Here is a 17,478-nt window from a genome sequence, read left to right as displayed (position 1 = left end):
GACCACCTGTCACGGAACCCGACAATTGCGATCCTTCCGCCCCTCCATCTGGCTGACCCTGGCCTGGTTCCCGTCCCTGATCATCCTGCTGGGGCTCGGCACCTGGCAGATGGAACGGCGCGCGTGGAAGCTGGACCTGATACACGACATCGACGCCCGGATGCACGACGCCCCCGTGCCCCTGCCCGAGACCATCCAGGACCCGTCCGCCTGGCGTTTCAGGTCGGTCAGCGTCAGTGGCCGCTTCCTGCATGAGGCGGAGGCGCATCGCGTCGCCCAGCCGCGACAGGGCACCAACGGCTACCAGGTCCTCACACCGCTGCTGCGCGAAAATGGCACCGCCGTCGTGGTGGACCGTGGCTGGATCCCGAAGGACCTGAAGGATCCTGCGTCACGCCCCGCCGGACAGGTGGAGGGGGAGGTGACGCTGACCGGCATTGTCCGCCTGAAGGGCGAGCAGACCATGTTCGTGCCTGACAATGATCTGGAGACCAACATCTGGTTCTTCGTCGACCTAGAGGCCATGCAGGCCCGTGCCGGTGTGCCGCTGCAACAGGTCTATCTGGTCCAGAGCAGCAGCGAACTGGCCTGGCCTGACGCGGCACCGCCGTCGTTCAGCCTGCGCAACAACCATCTGGAATATGCCTTCACCTGGTACAGCATGGCCGTGATCATGACCGTCATCTACGCGATGATGGGCTTCGCGCGCGGGCGGGAGAGAAGATCGGAATGACCACCATGCAGACAGACGCCCTGGCCAGCCTGAAGGACCGCTTCCGCCGCCGCAGCCTGATCGAGGATGCGCTGGCCATGCTCTACTGGGACCGCTCCACCCTGATGCCGGACGGTGCCGCGGACGCCCGCACCGACCAGATCGCCGAACTGACCCGCATGGCCCGCGAGATCCTGGTCGCCACCGAGACCTCGGACCTGCTGGATCAGGCAGAACAGGTATCGGCAAGCCTGGCCCCCCTGGATGCGCGCGATCTGCATCTGATGCGACGGGCCTTCCTGCTGGAGACCGCTGTTCCGGCCGATCTTGTGGAAGCCGCCCAGCGTGCCGGCGCGCGCTCTGAAATGGCCTGGCGGCAGAACCGTGCCGCCAATGACTTTGCCGCGCAGCAGCCGTTCCTGCAGGAAGTCATCCGCCTGACGCAGGAAACGGCAAAGGTGCGTGGCGCGGCCATGGGGCTCGCCCCCTACGACGCACAACTGGAACTGTTCGAGCCCGGTCTGCGCGACGCGGACGTCGCGCCGGTCTTCGCTGACCTGAAGAGCTGGCTGCCGGACATGGTGCAGCAGATCCTTGACCGTCAGGCACAGGCTCCGGAGCCGATGCAGCCGAAAGGCCCCTTCCCCGTCGCCATGCAGAAGGAACTGGGAGAGAGCTTCATGCGCGCACTGGGATTCGACTTCACGCGCGGCCGTCTGGACGAGAGCCTGCACCCCTTCACCGGCGGCATTCCCGACGACAGCCGTCTGACCACGCGCTATTCGACCGACGGTTTCGCGGAGGCCATGATGGGCATCCTGCACGAGACCGGACATGCGCTCTACGAACAGGGCCTGCCGGTCGCGCACCGCCATCGCATGGTGGGCCGTTCAGGCGGCATGGCGCTGCACGAGAGCCAGTCCCTGATCATCGAGATGCAGCTCTGCCGGGGACCTGCGTTCCTCGACCACGCCCTGCCCCTGATCCGTCAGACGTTCGGTGACCAGCCCGCGCTGGAGACCGCGAACTTCAACCGGCTGACCACCCGGGTCGAGCGCGGTCTGATCCGGGTCGATGCGGATGAGACAACCTATCCGCTGCACATCATCCTGCGACACGGCATCGAGAAGGCGCTGCTTTCGGGCGATCTCGCGATTGCCGACCTGCCCGGCGCCTGGAATGACGGCATGGCCTGCATCGTGGGGATCAGGCCCGCCGACGACCGCAATGGCTGTCTGCAGGACATCCACTGGATGGACGGGGCCATCGGCTACTTCCCGACCTACACGCTGGGGGCACTGGCCGCGGCGCAACTGATGGCGGCCATGCGTACCGCCCTGCCCGATCTCGACAGTCAGGTGCGCGCAGGCGACTTCTCGCAGTTGCTGGGCTGGCTCCGCGCGCATGTCCACACACGCGGCCTGGACGCCACGACCGGAGAGATCATCAGCGACGCCACGGGCGGTCCACTGGCCACCGATGCCTTCCGGACGCACCTGCAGGCCCGTTACCTGAACTGATCGCGGTTCAGAGCCGGGGCATAATCTGCTCGGCGAACTCGCGAAAGTTCTCCCGCATGAAGGCACGCGGCGGCAACAGCGTGACTTCCTTCAGTCCGGCTGCCTGCAACTGTCCGATCCGCTCCACGATCTCATCCGGCTCCCCGACCAGACCACCGGCAATGCGGATCATGTCCGGCGTGATGAAACGCCGTTCCTCCGGCGGGCAGAAGGCACAGTGGCCACGGTGCAGCATCTGGTGGCGGCGTTCGGCGGGCATGCTGGTCTCGACATAGGTGCGATAATCCTCCCAGACGCCGCGTACCCGCGAGGAGACGAAATCGTCCCGGCCCCATTCCTGATAGAGCTCGTACCAGTAGTGCAGGGTCGAGACGACGGCTGAGTCTACATGGTCGATCACCCGCTCGCTCTCCAGCGTCTCGCCCGGCTTCAGGACGCAGGCGAATGTCAGCGCCGCCACGTGGAAGTCGTCCGTGACCTCACGTCCGGCTTCCGCCGCACCTTCCCGGATGGTATCGAGATTGCGTGCCAGAACCCCCAGCGGTTCATTGCCCGCACAGATGCGGCCATCGCCATAGGCCCCGGCGGCCTTCAGCGCCTTCGGGCCGTTGGCTCCGACATAGATCGGCACCGGATCATCCAGGTTCAGGCATTCCAGTTCCCGGTCGAGAAAGCGGATCGGCCGGGTCTCGCCGTTCAGTTCGTGCTCGACCTCTTCCCCCTGCAGCAGGCCGCGCACGACCCGCAGGTAGTCGCGGAATGCCTTCGCCTTCACGGGACGCGCGCCCATGACCCGCATGGCGGTGTGCCCCGTGCCGATGCCGAGGAACGTCCGCCCCGGTGCGAGCCTGTTGATGGAGGCGATGGAGTGGGCCGTGACGGGGGCCAGGCGCGTACCCGCGATGGCAACTCCGGTCCCCAGCCTGATCCGGCTAGTGTGATGCGCCGCCAGCGCCAGCGTGGCATAGGCATCCGACCAGATCATCTGGCTGTCCGGTGCCCAGCCATGATCGAACCCGAGGTTCTCCATCTCCGGAAATATCTGCCAGTCGTCGATCTTCGTCGCGACCATTCCGCCGATCTTCATGTTTTTCCTCCCTCGCTCCCTTCCCCGACTCTGCGACGGGGCGCTAGTGTCTGGCAATCGTCAGCAAGAGAATTCAGCCATGCCCATCGCCAACGCTCTCACCTTCCCGGCACTCATGCCCGCAGGATATGACCACCTGCCCAGCGAACCGCAGTTCGATGCGGCCCGTCATCTGGCGCTGGAACGGCCCGAGTCCCGGATCGGCCTTGCGGATCTTGGCTACGAGGAGGCAGAGATCGCCACCTGCCCGTCCGACCTCGCCATCACATCGCCGTTCCGGGTGCTGAGCGACGAGGGCGCGGCTTGCCTGCTGGAGGTGGCGCGGCAACTGGCGCCCTTCGCCACCTCGGTGCAACGGATCGAGCGGATGGTCCGGGGCGGCACCTACCGCTCGCGCTTCCTGCGCGACCTCTGCCAGTCGCCGGATGTGAACGCCTTCCTGTCGAAGGTCTTCGGTGCGCCGCTGCTGCCGCACACCATCCCGCACCAGCTTGGCCACCTGAACTTCAACCCGACCCAGGTCGGGCGGAACGTGGACAAGTGGCACACCGACACGTTGCGCATCGACTATGTGATGTTCGTGACCGACCCGCGCGCCGTCCAGGGCGGGGAGTTCCAGTATTTCAACGGCACGAAGCACGAGATGAAGGCGCTGGCGGAGGCCGGGAAACCGATCCCGGCCGGCCGGATCGTCTCCCCCGCCCTGCCCGGCCCCGGCTATGCCGTGCTGCAGCAGGGCAATATGGTGGTGCACCGGGCCAAGGGGCTGCGGGAGGCGGCGGAGCGCATCACCATGGTGAACGGATATGTCCCGGCGGAGATCGGCTTTCCCGACTTCACCCGCTACGACCAGCTCTATCTCGCCGACCCGCACCATGTGGTGACCGAGGAATATGCCCGTCACGTGGCCTGGATGGGACGGGAGATGCTGACCCACCGCATCGACAACCCCGCTTTCGCTGATGACCGGGGCAGCGAGGCGGCGAGGTTCGAGCAACTCGCAGCCCTGTTCTCGGGCGCGGCGGAACAGATCCGCAATGCGGGAACGGCAACGGAAGAGCATTTCGGCGACGGGGAGTAGGGTCGGAAAGGGTCCTGAGGCGGAGGGACGCCCGGTCGTTCCTCTCCGCTACTTCTGTTTCTCTATGTCGCTCGCAGTACCGATTCTCAAGCCAGTTCGCGCACCCCTGAGTGGCACTTCTGGATGCCCGGATCAAGTCCGGGCAAGACGTTGGTGGTGCGGGGTGGCAGTTAGTTCACCTGTACCCATACACTCATTGACGTCGCTCGCGGACTCGATCCGCGAGCCCAGTTGCCCACGCCCGAGCGGCACACCTGGATAACCGGATCGAACCCGAGAACAAGACTCGGTCATGAGTCTGGCAGGATCTTCGCCTTGTGACCCCCAAAGAAAAGAGCCGCGCCCGGTTTCCCGGACGCGGCCCCTTCATGTCGAGACTGAATGGTCCCGGACGGATGATTACATCATGCCGCCCATGCCACCCATGCCGCCCATGTCAGGCATGCCGCCGCCACCGGCGCCGCCCTTGTCTTCCGGCAGATCGGCGACCATGGCTTCGGTCGTGATCAGCAGGCCGGCGATGGAGGCCGCGTCCTGCAGTGCGGTACGGACAACCTTGGTCGGGTCGATGACACCGGCCTTGACCAGGTTCTCGTACTTCTCCGACTGGGCATTGAAGCCGAAGTCGTTGTCGTTCTGGTCCAACAGCTTGCCGGCCACAACGGCACCATCGACACCGGAGTTCTCCGCGATCTGGCGGGCCGGAGCCTGCAGCGCACGGCGGACGATCTCGATACCGACCTTCTGGTCGGCATTGTCGCCTTCCAGGCCTTCGAGGGCACGGACGGAGTACAGCAGGGCGGTACCGCCACCGGGGACGATGCCTTCTTCAACGGCTGCGCGGGTTGCGTGCAGGGCGTCGTCAACGCGATCCTTGCGCTCCTTCACCTCGACTTCGGTCGCACCGCCAACCTTGATCACGGCAACACCGCCGGCCAGCTTGGCCAGGCGTTCCTGCAGCTTCTCACGGTCGTAATCGGAGGTGGTCTCCTCGGTCTGGCGACGGATCTGGCCACAGCGTGCCTGGATGTCGTCCTTGTCACCGGAGCCATCGATGATGGTGGTGTCTTCCTTGTTGATCTGGACCTTGTCGGCCTGACCCAGCATTTCCAGCGTGATGGTCTCGAGCTTGATGCCGAGATCTTCGGAGATCACCTGGCCGCCGGTCAGGATGGCGATGTCTTCCAGCATGGCCTTGCGACGATCGCCGAAGCCCGGTGCCTTGACGGCAGCGATCTTCAGGCCGCCACGCAGCTTGTTGACGACCAGGGTGGCCAGCGCTTCGCCCTCGACATCCTCTGCGATGATCAGCAGCGGACGCTGGGACTGAACGACGGCTTCCAGGATCGGCAGCATCGGCTGCAGGCTGGACAGCTTCTTCTCGTGCAGCAGGATGTAGGGCTTCTCCAGCTCCACGGTCATCTTGTCGGCGTTGGTCACGAAGTACGGCGACAGGTAGCCGCGGTCGAACTGCATGCCTTCGACGACGTCCAGCTCGGTCTCCAGGCCCTTGGCCTCCTCAACCGTGATGACGCCTTCCTTGCCGACCTTCTCCATCGCCTCGGCAATGATGCGGCCGATCTCGGCCTCGCCATTGGCGGAGATGGTGCCGACCTGCGCGACCTGATCGTTGGAGGTCACCGAGGTCGAGCGGGTCTTCAGGTCAGCCACGACAGCGGCAACAGCCGTGTCGACGCCGCGCTTCAGATCCATCGGGTTCATGCCGGCGGCAACCGACTTCAGACCCTCGCGCACGATGGCCTGGGCCAGCACGGTCGCGGTGGTGGTGCCGTCACCGGCTTCGTCGTTGGTCCGGGAAGCCACTTCGCGCACCATCTGCGCGCCCATGTTCTCGAACTTGTCCTTCAGCTCGATTTCCTTCGCAACCGTCACACCGTCCTTGGTGATGCGCGGCGAGCCGAAGGATTTCTCGATGACGACGTTACGACCCTTGGGGCCGAGGGTGACCTTCACCGCATCGGCCAGGATATCGACGCCGCGCAGCATCTTGGCGCGCGCATCGGTACCGAATTTGACGTCCTTGGAAGCCATGTGTTCCTGCTCCTTGTCTCAAGTTGCCGGCTCACCCGTAGGTGCGCCGGCGATCATCCTGTGTGTCGGGGGAGAGCGGCGAGAAGCCGGATCAGCCCTCGATGACACCCATGATGTCGGATTCCTTCATGATCAGCAGCTCTTCGCCGTCGATCTTGACCTCAGTGCCGGACCACTTGCCGAACAGGACGCGATCGCCTGCCTTCAGGTCCAGGGCAACGACTTCGCCCTTGTCGTTGCGCGCGCCATTGCCCACGGAGACGACTTCGCCTTCCATCGGCTTTTCCTTGGCGGTGTCGGGGATGATGATCCCACCAGCGGTCTTCTCTTCTGATTCGAGGCGGCGAACCACCACGCGGTCGTGCAGAGGCCTGAAGCCCATCGTCTGTACCCTCCCTCGGATTGGATACTGTGTGTCCTGAGTGTCGTTAGCACTCACATCGATTGAGTGCTAACAGCAGTGCGGACTTAAGAAGCCCGGGCATTCCTGTCAACGGATTTGGTGAAAAAATTCGCGCACCGTGCAAATTCGCCTGCCCCGGGAACGTGTCTCCAACGTTCGGCCTGTGGTCACATCCCGAACGTGTAGGTGAGGAACAGGCCGCCAGCAAACTGATCGGCAGACCCGCGCTGCTGCACGAGCGATGAACCGGCGGCGTCCCCTGCCAGTCGATCATACCCGGCAAACCATGTGACGGAGAGATCCCGGGTCACCGGATACATGACAGCACCCCCGAGACCATACGAAAGCAGACCGCCTTCCGCATCGAATGGCGTCAGGCCGGAGGCGGCCGACTGGGCGGCATTCACGTCGAAATATGTGCTCATGTAATTCGAGTCGGCGAAGGCCATCTGCGGCCCGAAGGACACGAAGACCGCACTGCGGCCCAGCCTGAAGGGCTTGCTGTAGCGGAGCTCCAGATTTCCGACCAGACCTTCATGACCGCCAATGCCCTGGCGCAGCTCCAGCTTGCCGGAGACATTGCCGACCGAATATTCGACGAAGCCGCCGAGTTCCACCGTCCCGTCGACATCGCCCAGCCCGACAAGGTCGTTGGTCCTGCCGCCCGCGATTCTCAGCGGCTGGTCGCCATCCTCTTCACGTCCGAAGTCGTACTTCGCAACCGGACCAACGCGCCACCCGCCGGATTTGATCAGATTGTATCCAACGCCCTCCCCCAGCGAGGCAAAGAACAGATCCTTGTAGGTCACCCTCACATTCGGAACCGCACTGGCAGCATAGGCGTCGTCGCCGAGATACAGGGGACCGGTGATCACCCCCGCACCAACGGAGATCTGCCAGTCGCTTTCCCCCTCACCCGGATTGCCCTGCTCCTGCGCCCGCACGATCTGTGGAACGGCAACGGCGAGCGCAAGCGCCAATACCACCGGTGTGGTTCGTCTGGTCATCTGGCTATCCGTTTGATGGCGTATCGTAAGGGGGTATCGCTGACTGGCCCGGATATGGGGCATGCCAGGCGATCTGCAAGGCGAAAAACCAGCAAATTCAATGTTGTCCGCTGTTCCGAGCCAGAAAGGCCTGGATGGCCGTATCAGCGGCACCGATGTGCTCCGGTTCCTTCCACTGCTCGATCAGCGTCGCATTCGGGGCAATTTCGGCAATCCGCCGGGAGGTGAATTCCGGGTGGTAGACATCTTTCCCCATCAGCACCAGCAGCGGTATGCGGCACCGCGCGACGTCCGCCTCCGTCTTGTTGAACAGCAGATCCGTACTGCCGAACATCGCGTCGCGAAACCCCGTCCAGACCACGTCACTCACATCAGGCTGTTCCGTCCGCTTCTCCTCCGCCCAGTCACCGAACATGTCGAGGAAGGTCTGGTGGTTGTCGGCGCAGCCGATGGGTTGCAGCATCACGCCGGAGGCCAGACGCTGCGGCACCGCATCCGCCAGCGCCATGATGTAGGAGCCACCGATGCACATGCCGACGGCATGGAACCGGTCCACACCCAGGTGGTCGAGCAGCGCCACCTGATCCGCGGTGTAGGTCTGCCAGCCATCCGCCGCCGTGATCGGAGCGGTCGACTGTCCGGCGTGGCGCTGGTCCATGGCAATGACCTGATAGTGCGGCGACAGGCGCGTGATCGCATCCCATGGCGCCTTGCCCCAATAGGGTATGGACGAGCGCATGCCGCCCGATGCCAGCAGCAGCACGGGAAACCCCACCCCATGCACCTCATAGTAGATTCGGGCATCGTCGCGTTCCAGAAAGGGCATGTCCGATCCTCCTCGGTCTCTTCGTTCAGGCTGCCCGGCGGGGGCGTTTGTCCGGAGCCGCAATATCGTCGGATCGTCCGGTTGCTGGCAAGATCGCAGCAGGGTGGCCCCGACCGCACACGATCAGTTGGCCAGCTTGCCGACGGTGGCACGGCCCGATGTCATGACCAGTGCGACGCCCACCGCCGCCACTGCCATCCCTGCCAGTGCAACCGGGCCAAAGGGCTCGTCGAGAATGATCCAGGCCAGAAGCGCCGCACTGGGCGGCACCAGAAAGAACCAGCCGGTCACCCGCGACGCTTCCCCGCGCTGGATCATCATGGTGAGCAGGATCATGGTGAACAGCGACATGACGACGACGATATAGCCCAGGGAAGCGATGAAGGTTGGCGTCCAGTTGATGGTCCCATCCTCGAACAGCCAACCGATGGGTGTAAGCAGCACCGCCGCGACCAGGAACTGGATAGCGGTGCCGCTGCGCGGATCCATCGTCCGGCAGAACTTCTTCTGGTAGAGCGTGCCGAAGGTAATGCCCAGCAGCCCCAGGAACGCCCAGGCCACACCCTCGGCACTGCCAAGGCCTGCCCCCAGCTTGTGGGAGACCACCAGCCCGACACCGGTCAGGCCCAGCGCGAGCCCCAGCCATTGTCGCGGCGAAACCCGCTCCCCCAGCAGAGGTCCGGCGAGTACGGCGGTGATGACCGGTTGCAGGCAGACAATCAGTGCCGCGGTACCAGCCCCGACCCCTCGCCCGAGGGCCAGCCAGGATCCGGCGAAGTAGATCGCCTGCAACATCACCCCGGCGATCATGACGTGCCCCAGCTCACGCCGGGACCGTGGCCAGGGCGCCCGCATGGCCAGCGCCAGCCCCGCCATCAGGATCGCAACGATCCAGTAGCGCAGGCTGAGGTATGTCAGGGGTTCCGCATCCGCGAGTCCGGCCTTGGCGGCAATGAAGCCACTGCTCCAGAGCAGCACGAACAGTGCAGGCGCGAACCTCAGCATGAGGTCATTGCGGTCGGCGGATGGAGGTTCGTGCATGTCTGCGGGCCGGCCACGTGTCTGGGGACCACATGCTAGCGGGGCCGGGCGGACGGGTAAGCAGAAAATTGCCCCTGCCCCGACGACCCGCGCGGCCCATGCGGCATGGTGTGGCGCGCGCGGGACACGTCGTCAGGACGGGACGAAGCTAGCGCCTGCCGGACGGCCCCGGATTGCCGTCGCGCCAGCTCGAAGTCGACTTGCAGCGACGACAGATGCGTTCTCCGAAGCCCGAACTGTCGAACTTCTCCTGACAGCGCAGGCAGGATCGTGTCTTCGCGACGTCGGCATTGGCGCGTGGCAGGGGCGCGTGGCCCCCGAAAACTTCAGGTTCTTTGCCGGTATGGCGTATCATGCAGTCTCCAGACACTGGTTTCGATAACTTGAGGAAGGGGCGGACGTGAAGGGCCAGTCGTGTCGAACGACCTTGGTGATGTCGGGTGAATTCATCGCGCGCATCAGGGCACCGTAGTTCATCTGGAAACTCACTTCGCTGCCGACGCTCAAAGCGGAATTCACTGCCCGGATGACCAAGTGGTCACTGGTGGCCCCGACAAACGCCACTCCCTCCGGCATTTCGAGTCCTGTCACATCGGTATCCTGCTGCCCGATCGCAAGCAGTGATCGGGGACAATGGTCATTGTCCGGCACCAGACGAAGTCCCCGCCAAGCAGGATCCGCAACGGCAAGCGATCCCGAAGTCGCCTTGACCTTGGACTCGATCACCTCCGCAATCAGCGTGAAGGCGTCGGTGTGGAGTCCATCGATACGGATACCTGAAAGGGGGTCAACGCCAAGAAGGATTGCTTCGCCCAACCGCAGATCATTGACCCGTGACAGTTCGCGACTTGCAAGGGCCCACGGCAGGTTGGCCGAATTGCCGCCGGAAACAGTGTCCAGCTTGCATCCCGTCGCGCCTTCGATGTCCGTTGCGATGGCCGAGAAACGCGCCATCGTGACGGCGTCAGGCGCGACACCACCGAGGCAGGCGAAGTTCGCGCCAATGCCCTTTAGGGAAACACCGGTCGTGGCAAGCACATCCCGGGCGAACGCTGTCAGGTCGGCCGACATGATCCCCTCGCGCATGTCGCCCATCTCGACCATCAGTACGATACCGTGAATCTTTCCCGTCTTGCGCGCAGCCGCAGCAAGGCACATGACGACCTCGATTTCGGTGTTGTAGCTGGTGACACAATCTTGGCTGACCAGCTCGGCCTGACTCTTCATCGGTGTCCGGATCATCGCAATGGGACACGTCATGCCCGCGCCGAGCAACCGCACGACATTGGTGATCCGTGACTCAGCCAATCCGGTGGCGCCCCCGTCCAGCATGGCCCTGGCAACGGCAGGGTGACCGCAGACAGCCTTGGTCACGCCTGTCACCCCGATGCCGTGTGCACGCAACTGTGTGACGATGTGACGTGTGTTGTACTGGATCTTTCCCAATTCGATCTCGATGCGCGGTGCCGTCATGCCATGGCCATGGCGGGCGCAGTGCGCAGTTCCGGAAATGCCGACAGCACCATCTCCGCGAGTTCCATCGCGGGGCGGCTCAACGCATCGGTCACGGGAATGCACAGTTCACTCTGGTAGCTGATGATGGCTGACCCGATATCGCTGTCGGTCATATCCTCGTGATTGATCGTCATGCCGATCACTCTGGTATCGGAGAACGCCTCGATCAGGGCGATCTCGTCACGTGGGTCGGGCATCGGCATCGTCGGAAAGTCACAGCGATGGGCGCGTCGGGGAGCATGCTGCAGGATGACCGCCTGCGGCTGGCTGCCGCGAAGGATGAACGCGGATGTGCAGAAGGCCGGGTGGCTCAACGCGCCCTGGCCCTCGATCAGGATAACGTCCGGCCGCTCGTTGACCGAGGCGGCGACAACTGCCCGCTCCAGTTCTCCGCAACAATATTGTGGCGGCACGGCGTCCAGCGCGACGCCGTAGCGCGCGCCCTGCATCAGACCCGTCTGGCCCGTTCCCACCACCACGGTGCGGATGCCGTGGTCGTTCAGGGCATCGGAGAGGACGGTCGCTGTTGTCCGCTTTCCGATTGCGCAATCCGTGCCCAGCACGGCAATGCGAATAGCCTCAACGTCGCCAACGCTGCCGTCGAACAGACGCATGTCCTTGACCGGGCGCGGCCTGCGGACGTCCCGGATGGCCACGCCATGAGAACGTGCTGCGGTGGCGATCTCGTCATCGTCGCCCAGATACTCGTGCAGACCGCTGACGATGTTCATGCCCCGCGTGATTGCCGCAAGCACCACGGCGCGATCCTTCGGCGACAGCTTTCCGTTGGCCGGTGCCATGCCGTAAATGAAGGTGTCGGGAACCAGTACCTCCTCGCCCAGCGCCGACCCGAGGTCGCGGTGGACCGGGATCTGGTTGGCGAGATGCCCAAGGATCTGACCACTGTCACGCCCGTCGTTATCACTGTCGATCACCGAGACAATGCGATACTTTTCCGAATGCCGGACAAGGCCATTGGCGGTCTTGCCGTCGATCTTCCCGAAATTTCCTTCGCAGTAGACGATTGCCGTGGGTGCTGATCCTGCCGGAACGTCGCTTGCTTGTCCGAGATCGACTGGGCGTTGGGTCTGCATGAGTGGTCCTTCTGGATAACATAATGGGATGGTCCACCGAAACTTTTGGTGACCCTGATGGACCCCTCGCACCTGGGATCCTGCGGTCTGGAGGATGAGGGGAAGTGCACCCGCGCCGATACATCGGGACGTGGCTTCAGAATCACGAATACTCCTGCCCGACAGCGGTCATCGGGCGCGGCGTGCGCGCTCAACGTCCGACGCTCACGTGCGGACCTGCGCGTTTCGCGACAAGCGTCTCGTTCTCCCGACGGCAGGTGCCGTAATTGTGCCTACTGGTGTCCCCGAGATCGGCAGGACCGGCGTCGGACGTGCCTTGCACACGCCCGACGCTGATCGGTCATCGCTATCTCAGGACGCGTCGAGATTCAGGCCTTCGACGCAGGCACGCGCCAGATTGACATCAGGTGAGTCGCTTCCCGGAGGCGTGGCCCAACCAGCTTCCATCACTGCCTTGTACCGGCTGTAGCCGACCGACTGGCTGATGGTCAGCACCTTGGCTTCCCGATCCGGATCGGCAGCAGCCGTATTGTGACAGACCGGCACCAGAGCGGCGACGACCTGGTCAGCGGCCATCGAATGCGCCATCTCGTTCGCCTTGCTGCCGGTCATCCAGCCGCCCGCGGAAAAGCCCACGATGGAGACGATGACACCGCCCACGATTGCGCCGTAGATGCCGGGTTTCGTCCATACGGGAAAATTCACTGTCGTTCCTCCGGCGGGGGAAGCGCCGCCTGCGCTATGATTGATCCTGTTCGAATTCACCTGCGCCCGCGTCCATCCTCATCAGGGTCGGACCGGCCCGCAGGGCACAGTCCCGGCCTGAACCGGCCCCGACACGGCATGGATTCCGCCTCGGTACCTGCAGTCACACGGTCGATTTCGCAGATTTTCGTCCGGCGGGATTCCCGATCACCTGTGAGCGATGGCCCCGCCATTCAGCCAATGTAGATTGCTTGATTTCACACGAACAACTGCACGGCAGATGCTTCTTCTACTTGATATTCATTGAAATGTCATCAGATATTTCGCAGAAGCGGAAGTCAGTGATTTTTCACTATGTTTTTATTATCGGTCCGGCAGGCAATATTTTTCGACGGAATTCAGCATTATTTTCTTTTCCATTTTCCGGATTGAAACAGGAAGTGCCAGGGTCTCACTCTGATTCCGGGAACCGGGCGACATTCACACCCGTTGAATCTGTCGCGATGCCAGGTTCCTACCCTACCTGACCACGATCAGGGATCGGCAGACCGGAACCGGTTTGCCTCCCCCTCACCGCACAAGTCAGTTCACGGCTGCGTCCGGAGCGCAATACCGCCGCATTCTCCCGGCGGTCAGCCCTTCAAGCGTCGCGCCGCCTGCCGCAGCACGTCCCGGTCGCCACGCTGCCAGGTCACCGTCAGGCTGTAGCGGCTGATCCGCCAGCCCTCTGCACGGCGAATCAGGTCGACGTCGTAATAGCCGCCGATCAGATAGTCCGGTTCCCCCCGCGCGCCGGACAGATGGTGCATCGCCTGCAGGTAGGCCGTCAGATGCGCCCGGTCCCCATCGATGCGGTGGACATGGTTGCCGGTCAGATGCTGCGTCGAGGTCAGCCCCCCGACTGTCCCGCGCATGATCTCGATCCAGTCCGCCCGCGCGCCCGACCATGGCTTGCCGCCAAGGGTCGTGAAGTCGCTTTCCACAGTCTCGTCGAAGACCTGCTCCAGCAGCCCCAGATCCTTCATGTCGATCGCCGTCGCATAGCGATGCATCACATCGCTGATCGCGAAACGGTCAGCGATGGTCCTGAGTTCAGTGTCTGTCATGGTGTCCTCCCCAATAGTCCGTACAGACTACAGCCATTTCATGGCGCGGGATCCCCCTGATGGTTCGGGACAGAACTTCACCATGTTGCGGCTCATGCAGGCTTCTCGAGGACGACCAGCTTGGTCATGGCGGGAATGAGGCTTTGCCCGCCGTCGGTCCCGAAGCCGATCTCGCGGCCCTTCGCGATCAGCCAGCCCACGGACAGTGAGCGCGCCTCCGGCGTGAATGCCATGTGCTGGAGCTGCCAGAGCGCCGCCAGGGCCGGGCCGGAGCGGTCTTCCTCCACCATGAAATCATGGATCAGCAGCTTGCCACCGGGTGCCAGCGCGGCATAGGCCTTCTCCAGCAGGGTCGCGACCGCGTCACCCGGAACACCACTCAACAGGTAGGACATCAGGATGGCATCCTGATCGCCCGGCCAGGCGACCTCCACCGCATTGCCCGGGATGTAGCGGACGCGGTCAACCAGATCGGCCTCCGCAATGAAGCGCCAGCCGATCTCCGCCACGTTCGGGAAGTCGATGATGGTCGAGTGCAGGTCCGTGTAGGCCTTGCACAGGCTGATCGTCATGGCCCCGGTGCCGCCGCCGACGTCCAGCAGGCTGGTCGCGCCGGACAGATCCACCAGTCGCGCCAGCGTGCGCCCCGGACCGAGCGAGCCGGCATGCTGGCTCTCGGAATAGACCGACGCCTGCTCCTCATCCGCCATCCAGTGACGGTAGGACGCGATGGCATCGTCCGACAGGTCGTCCTTCATCACCGCGTTCAACTGCAGCAGGAACGGGTACATCTGCTGGTCGATCTGGTAGCGCAGGTAGTCACCGAAATCGTACTTCGAATGTTTCGACAGGAAATTTTCCGCCGCCGGGGAGTTCTGCAGACGCCGGTCGTCAGCCCAGGTCAGGATGCCGATGCTCGCTAGCGCCGTGGTCAGCATGACGATCCTGTTCACGGGTACGCCAGTGGCCCTGGCGAGCTCCTCCGGCGTCCTGGGTTCCCCCGTCAACTCCGTGAAGAGGTCGATGTGCAGCCCTGCGAAGAGAGCCTTGGACGCCATGAAGCTGAAAGCGATGGTCGAAAGTTCTTCGGCGGTTTCCACACATTGTGCGCTCTCCGCTGCCACATCGCTCGCATGCACGGTCATGTCCGAACTCCTACTGATTTTGCTGGTGCGAACAGCATAGTCAGATTGGTTTGCAGTGCAACATACGCCAGATGATAGAAAAACCCGGATAACGGGAATCGTTCGGCAAACATCAATACTTTTGATTGATACTACCACAATTCATTTCAACAGGTCCATTTATTCAAGACAATTCATTACAAATATTATTTTATTGATGTTTATTTTTCATTATTGTTTCTTGATAATTTGCAATATTAATTCAGCAATATTTCATAAAGAAAAATTCTCCGCACAATCAGACGGATTTCACAATTTTCTACTGTTCAAGCAAGATGCAAAGCTCGCCACCGCAGCCTTTCCGGCCCTGCAATCCTCCCATGCAACTGGCATTCATCAAGGCAGCAGAAGCATCTCCGCAGGATTTCCTCCCACATGAGAAAGGCCGCCCGCAGTTTCCTGCGGACGGCCCCTCTCTCGTCCCGGTCCTGACCCGGCTGCCGGGTCAGGCACAACCGATCGCGCGGATCAGTTCTTTGCCTTGTCCACCAGGGCCTTCTCGGAGATCCAGGGCATCATGGCGCGCAGCTTGCCGCCGACTTCCTCGATCGGGTGCGCAGCGTTGCGGGCGCGGGTGGCCTTGAAGGAGGTCTGGCTGACCTTGTTCTCAAGCATCCAGTTGCGGGTGAACTTGCCCGACTGGATGTCGTCCAGGACACGCTTCATTTCCGCCTTGGTCTCGGAGGTCACGATGCGCGGGCCGGTGACATACTCGCCGTACTCCGCCGTGTTGGAGATGGAGTAGTTCATGTTGGCGATGCCGCCCTCGTAGATCAGGTCGACGATCAGCTTCACTTCGTGCAGGCACTCGAAATAGGCCATTTCCGGCGCGTAACCGGCCTCGACCAGGGTTTCGAAACCGGCACGGATCAGCTCGACCAGACCACCGCAGAGGACAACCTGCTCACCGAACAGGTCGGTCTCGCACTCTTCCTGGAACGTGGTCTCGATGACGCCCGCACGACCACCGCCGATGGCGCTGGCATAGGACAGGGCCACTTCCAGCGCATTGCCGGAGGCGTCCTGATGCACGGCGACCAGGCAGGGCACACCGCCGCCACGCTGGTACTCGGAGCGCACGGTATGGCCCGGACCCTTCGGCGCGATCATGAAGACGTCCAGATCGGCGCGCGGCTCGATCAGGTTGAAGTGGATGTTCAGGCCGTGCGCGAAGCAGATCGCGGCACCTTCCTGCATGTTCGGACCCAGGTCATCACGGTAGAGATCACCCTGCAGCTCGTCCGGGGTCAGCACCATGACCACATCGGCCCAGGCGGCACCGGAAGCCGGATCCATCACATCAAAGCCGGCCCCTTCCGCCTTCGGGCGGCTGCCGGAGCCTTCGCGCAGCGCAATGCGAACATTCTTCGCACCGGAGTCGCGCAGGTTCATGGCATGGGCATGGCCCTGGCTGCCGTAGCCAACGACCAGGACGTTCTTCGCCTTGATCAGGTTCACGTCCGCATCACGGTCGTAGTAAACACGCATTGTTCAGGTCCTCCTCAGGGTCTCGGTTCATGGGCGCTGCTGTGCCGCAAGTGCGGCCCTGGCGCAACGCCGTATTTCGCGGGGCGCGCCAGCGCGCGCGGTTGATTCCTCAGATTTCGTCCGGGCCACGGCTGATGGCGGCGACGCCGGTGCGGCTCATGTCCACCAGTCCCAGAGGCCGCATCAGGTCGGCAAAGGCGTCGATCTTGGAGGCGGAGCCGGTGATCTCGAAGACGAAGCTGCGGTCGGTCGCATCGACGGCACGGGCGCGGAAGATGTCGGCGATTCGCAGGGCCTCCACCCGCTTCTCACCGGAGTTGCGCACCTTCAGCAGCGCCAGCTCCCGCTCGATATGCGGTCCCTGCACGGTCAGGTCGGCAACCCGGTGCACCGGCACCAGCCGGTCGAGCTGTGCCTTGATCTGCTCGATGATCATCGGCGTGCCGGTGGTGACGATGTTGATGCGGGAAATCCCGTTGTCGCGATCGACCTCCGACACCGTCAGGCTGTCGATGTTGTAGCCACGACCGGAAAACAGGCCGATGACCCGGGCCAGGACGCCGGACTCATTGTCGACCACGGCGGATATCGTGTGACGTTCTATGGTGTCTTGCATGTCGCTTCACGGTGTGGCGAAGGCGATTACCTGTCCGGCAT

16 protein-coding genes are annotated in these 17,478 nt (G+C 63.1%); 3 read left to right on the top strand and 13 right to left on the bottom strand.

Features of this window, described 5'->3' with window-relative positions; translation table 11 throughout:
- The first annotated feature begins 25 nt into the window (after positions 1-25).
- The gene (locus tag QGV54_RS07750) at positions 26-733 is read left to right on the top strand and encodes an SURF1 family protein (RefSeq protein ID WP_281017427.1); all 708 of its coding nucleotides are present in this window, start codon (positions 26-28) and stop codon (positions 731-733) included.
- The gene (locus QGV54_RS07745; protein ID WP_281017428.1) at positions 730-2,232 is read left to right on the top strand and encodes a carboxypeptidase M32; all 1,503 of its coding nucleotides are present in this window, start codon (positions 730-732) and stop codon (positions 2,230-2,232) included. The genes QGV54_RS07750 and QGV54_RS07745 overlap by 4 nt, the downstream gene beginning before the upstream one ends.
- Positions 2,233-2,239: 7 nt before the next feature.
- On the opposite strand, the gene QGV54_RS07740 is transcribed toward QGV54_RS07745, so the two are convergent.
- The gene (locus QGV54_RS07740) at positions 2,240-3,319 is read right to left on the bottom strand and encodes an LLM class flavin-dependent oxidoreductase (protein WP_281017429.1); all 1,080 of its coding nucleotides are present in this window, start codon (positions 3,317-3,319) and stop codon (positions 2,240-2,242) included.
- A gap of 79 nt (positions 3,320-3,398) precedes the next feature.
- On the opposite strand from QGV54_RS07740, the gene QGV54_RS07735 reads away from it, so the two are divergent.
- Entirely contained in the window at positions 3,399-4,400 is a 1,002-nt protein-coding gene (locus QGV54_RS07735) for a hypothetical protein (RefSeq protein WP_281017430.1), read from the top strand.
- A gap of 399 nt (positions 4,401-4,799) precedes the next feature.
- Here the strand turns inward: QGV54_RS07735 and groL are convergent, their stop codons facing one another.
- The 12 genes from groL to ilvN form a co-directional block, all read right to left on the bottom strand.
- Positions 4,800-6,452, bottom strand: coding sequence for a chaperonin GroEL (gene groL / locus QGV54_RS07730; protein ID WP_281017431.1), 1,653 nt, complete (start codon positions 6,450-6,452; stop codon positions 4,800-4,802).
- A 91-nt stretch (positions 6,453-6,543) separates the two neighbouring features.
- The gene (gene groES / locus QGV54_RS07725; protein WP_281017432.1) at positions 6,544-6,834 is read right to left on the bottom strand and encodes a co-chaperone GroES; all 291 of its coding nucleotides are present in this window, start codon (positions 6,832-6,834) and stop codon (positions 6,544-6,546) included.
- Between the two features lie 188 nt (positions 6,835-7,022).
- Positions 7,023-7,862 carry a MipA/OmpV family protein gene (locus QGV54_RS07720; protein ID WP_281017433.1) on the bottom strand — a complete coding sequence of 280 codons (840 nt, stop codon included), beginning with the start codon at positions 7,860-7,862 and terminating at the stop codon, positions 7,023-7,025.
- A gap of 97 nt (positions 7,863-7,959) precedes the next feature.
- Positions 7,960-8,688, bottom strand: a complete 729-nt coding sequence (locus tag QGV54_RS07715) for an alpha/beta hydrolase (RefSeq protein WP_281017434.1) — start codon at positions 8,686-8,688, stop codon at positions 7,960-7,962.
- Positions 8,689-8,811: 123 nt separating this feature from the next.
- Positions 8,812-9,729, bottom strand: a complete 918-nt coding sequence (locus QGV54_RS07710; RefSeq protein WP_281017435.1) for a DMT family transporter — start codon at positions 9,727-9,729, stop codon at positions 8,812-8,814.
- A 351-nt stretch (positions 9,730-10,080) separates the two neighbouring features.
- Entirely contained in the window at positions 10,081-11,202 is a 1,122-nt protein-coding gene (locus tag QGV54_RS07705; RefSeq protein WP_281017436.1) for an alanine/ornithine racemase family PLP-dependent enzyme, read from the bottom strand.
- Positions 11,199-12,338 (bottom strand): DUF1611 domain-containing protein, encoded by a 1,140-nt coding sequence (locus tag QGV54_RS07700; RefSeq protein WP_281017438.1) that lies wholly within the window; start codon positions 12,336-12,338, stop codon positions 11,199-11,201. The genes QGV54_RS07705 and QGV54_RS07700 overlap by 4 nt, the downstream gene beginning before the upstream one ends.
- Positions 12,339-12,689: 351 nt before the next feature.
- A complete protein-coding gene (locus tag QGV54_RS07695; protein WP_281017439.1) occupies positions 12,690-13,043 on the bottom strand; it encodes a hypothetical protein in 354 nt (117 codons plus the stop codon).
- A 632-nt stretch (positions 13,044-13,675) separates the two neighbouring features.
- Entirely contained in the window at positions 13,676-14,149 is a 474-nt protein-coding gene (locus tag QGV54_RS07690; protein ID WP_281017440.1) for a nuclear transport factor 2 family protein, read from the bottom strand.
- A gap of 92 nt (positions 14,150-14,241) precedes the next feature.
- Positions 14,242-15,294 (bottom strand): methyltransferase, encoded by a 1,053-nt coding sequence (locus QGV54_RS07685; RefSeq protein WP_281017441.1) that lies wholly within the window; start codon positions 15,292-15,294, stop codon positions 14,242-14,244.
- 507 nt (positions 15,295-15,801) lie between these two features.
- A complete protein-coding gene (gene ilvC / locus QGV54_RS07680; protein WP_281017442.1) occupies positions 15,802-16,821 on the bottom strand; it encodes a ketol-acid reductoisomerase in 1,020 nt (339 codons plus the stop codon).
- A gap of 109 nt (positions 16,822-16,930) precedes the next feature.
- Positions 16,931-17,437 carry an acetolactate synthase small subunit gene (ilvN, locus tag QGV54_RS07675; protein ID WP_281017443.1) on the bottom strand — a complete coding sequence of 169 codons (507 nt, stop codon included), beginning with the start codon at positions 17,435-17,437 and terminating at the stop codon, positions 16,931-16,933.
- Between the last annotated feature and the right edge of the window lie 41 nt (positions 17,438-17,478).

Source organism: Minwuia sp. IMCC3060, assembly GCF_029909435.1.
Classification (GTDB): Bacteria; Pseudomonadota; Alphaproteobacteria; order Minwuiales; family Minwuiaceae; genus Minwuia.
The sequence above is the reverse complement of the archived record's forward strand: the minus strand, read 5'-3'. Positions and strand labels throughout refer to the sequence as shown.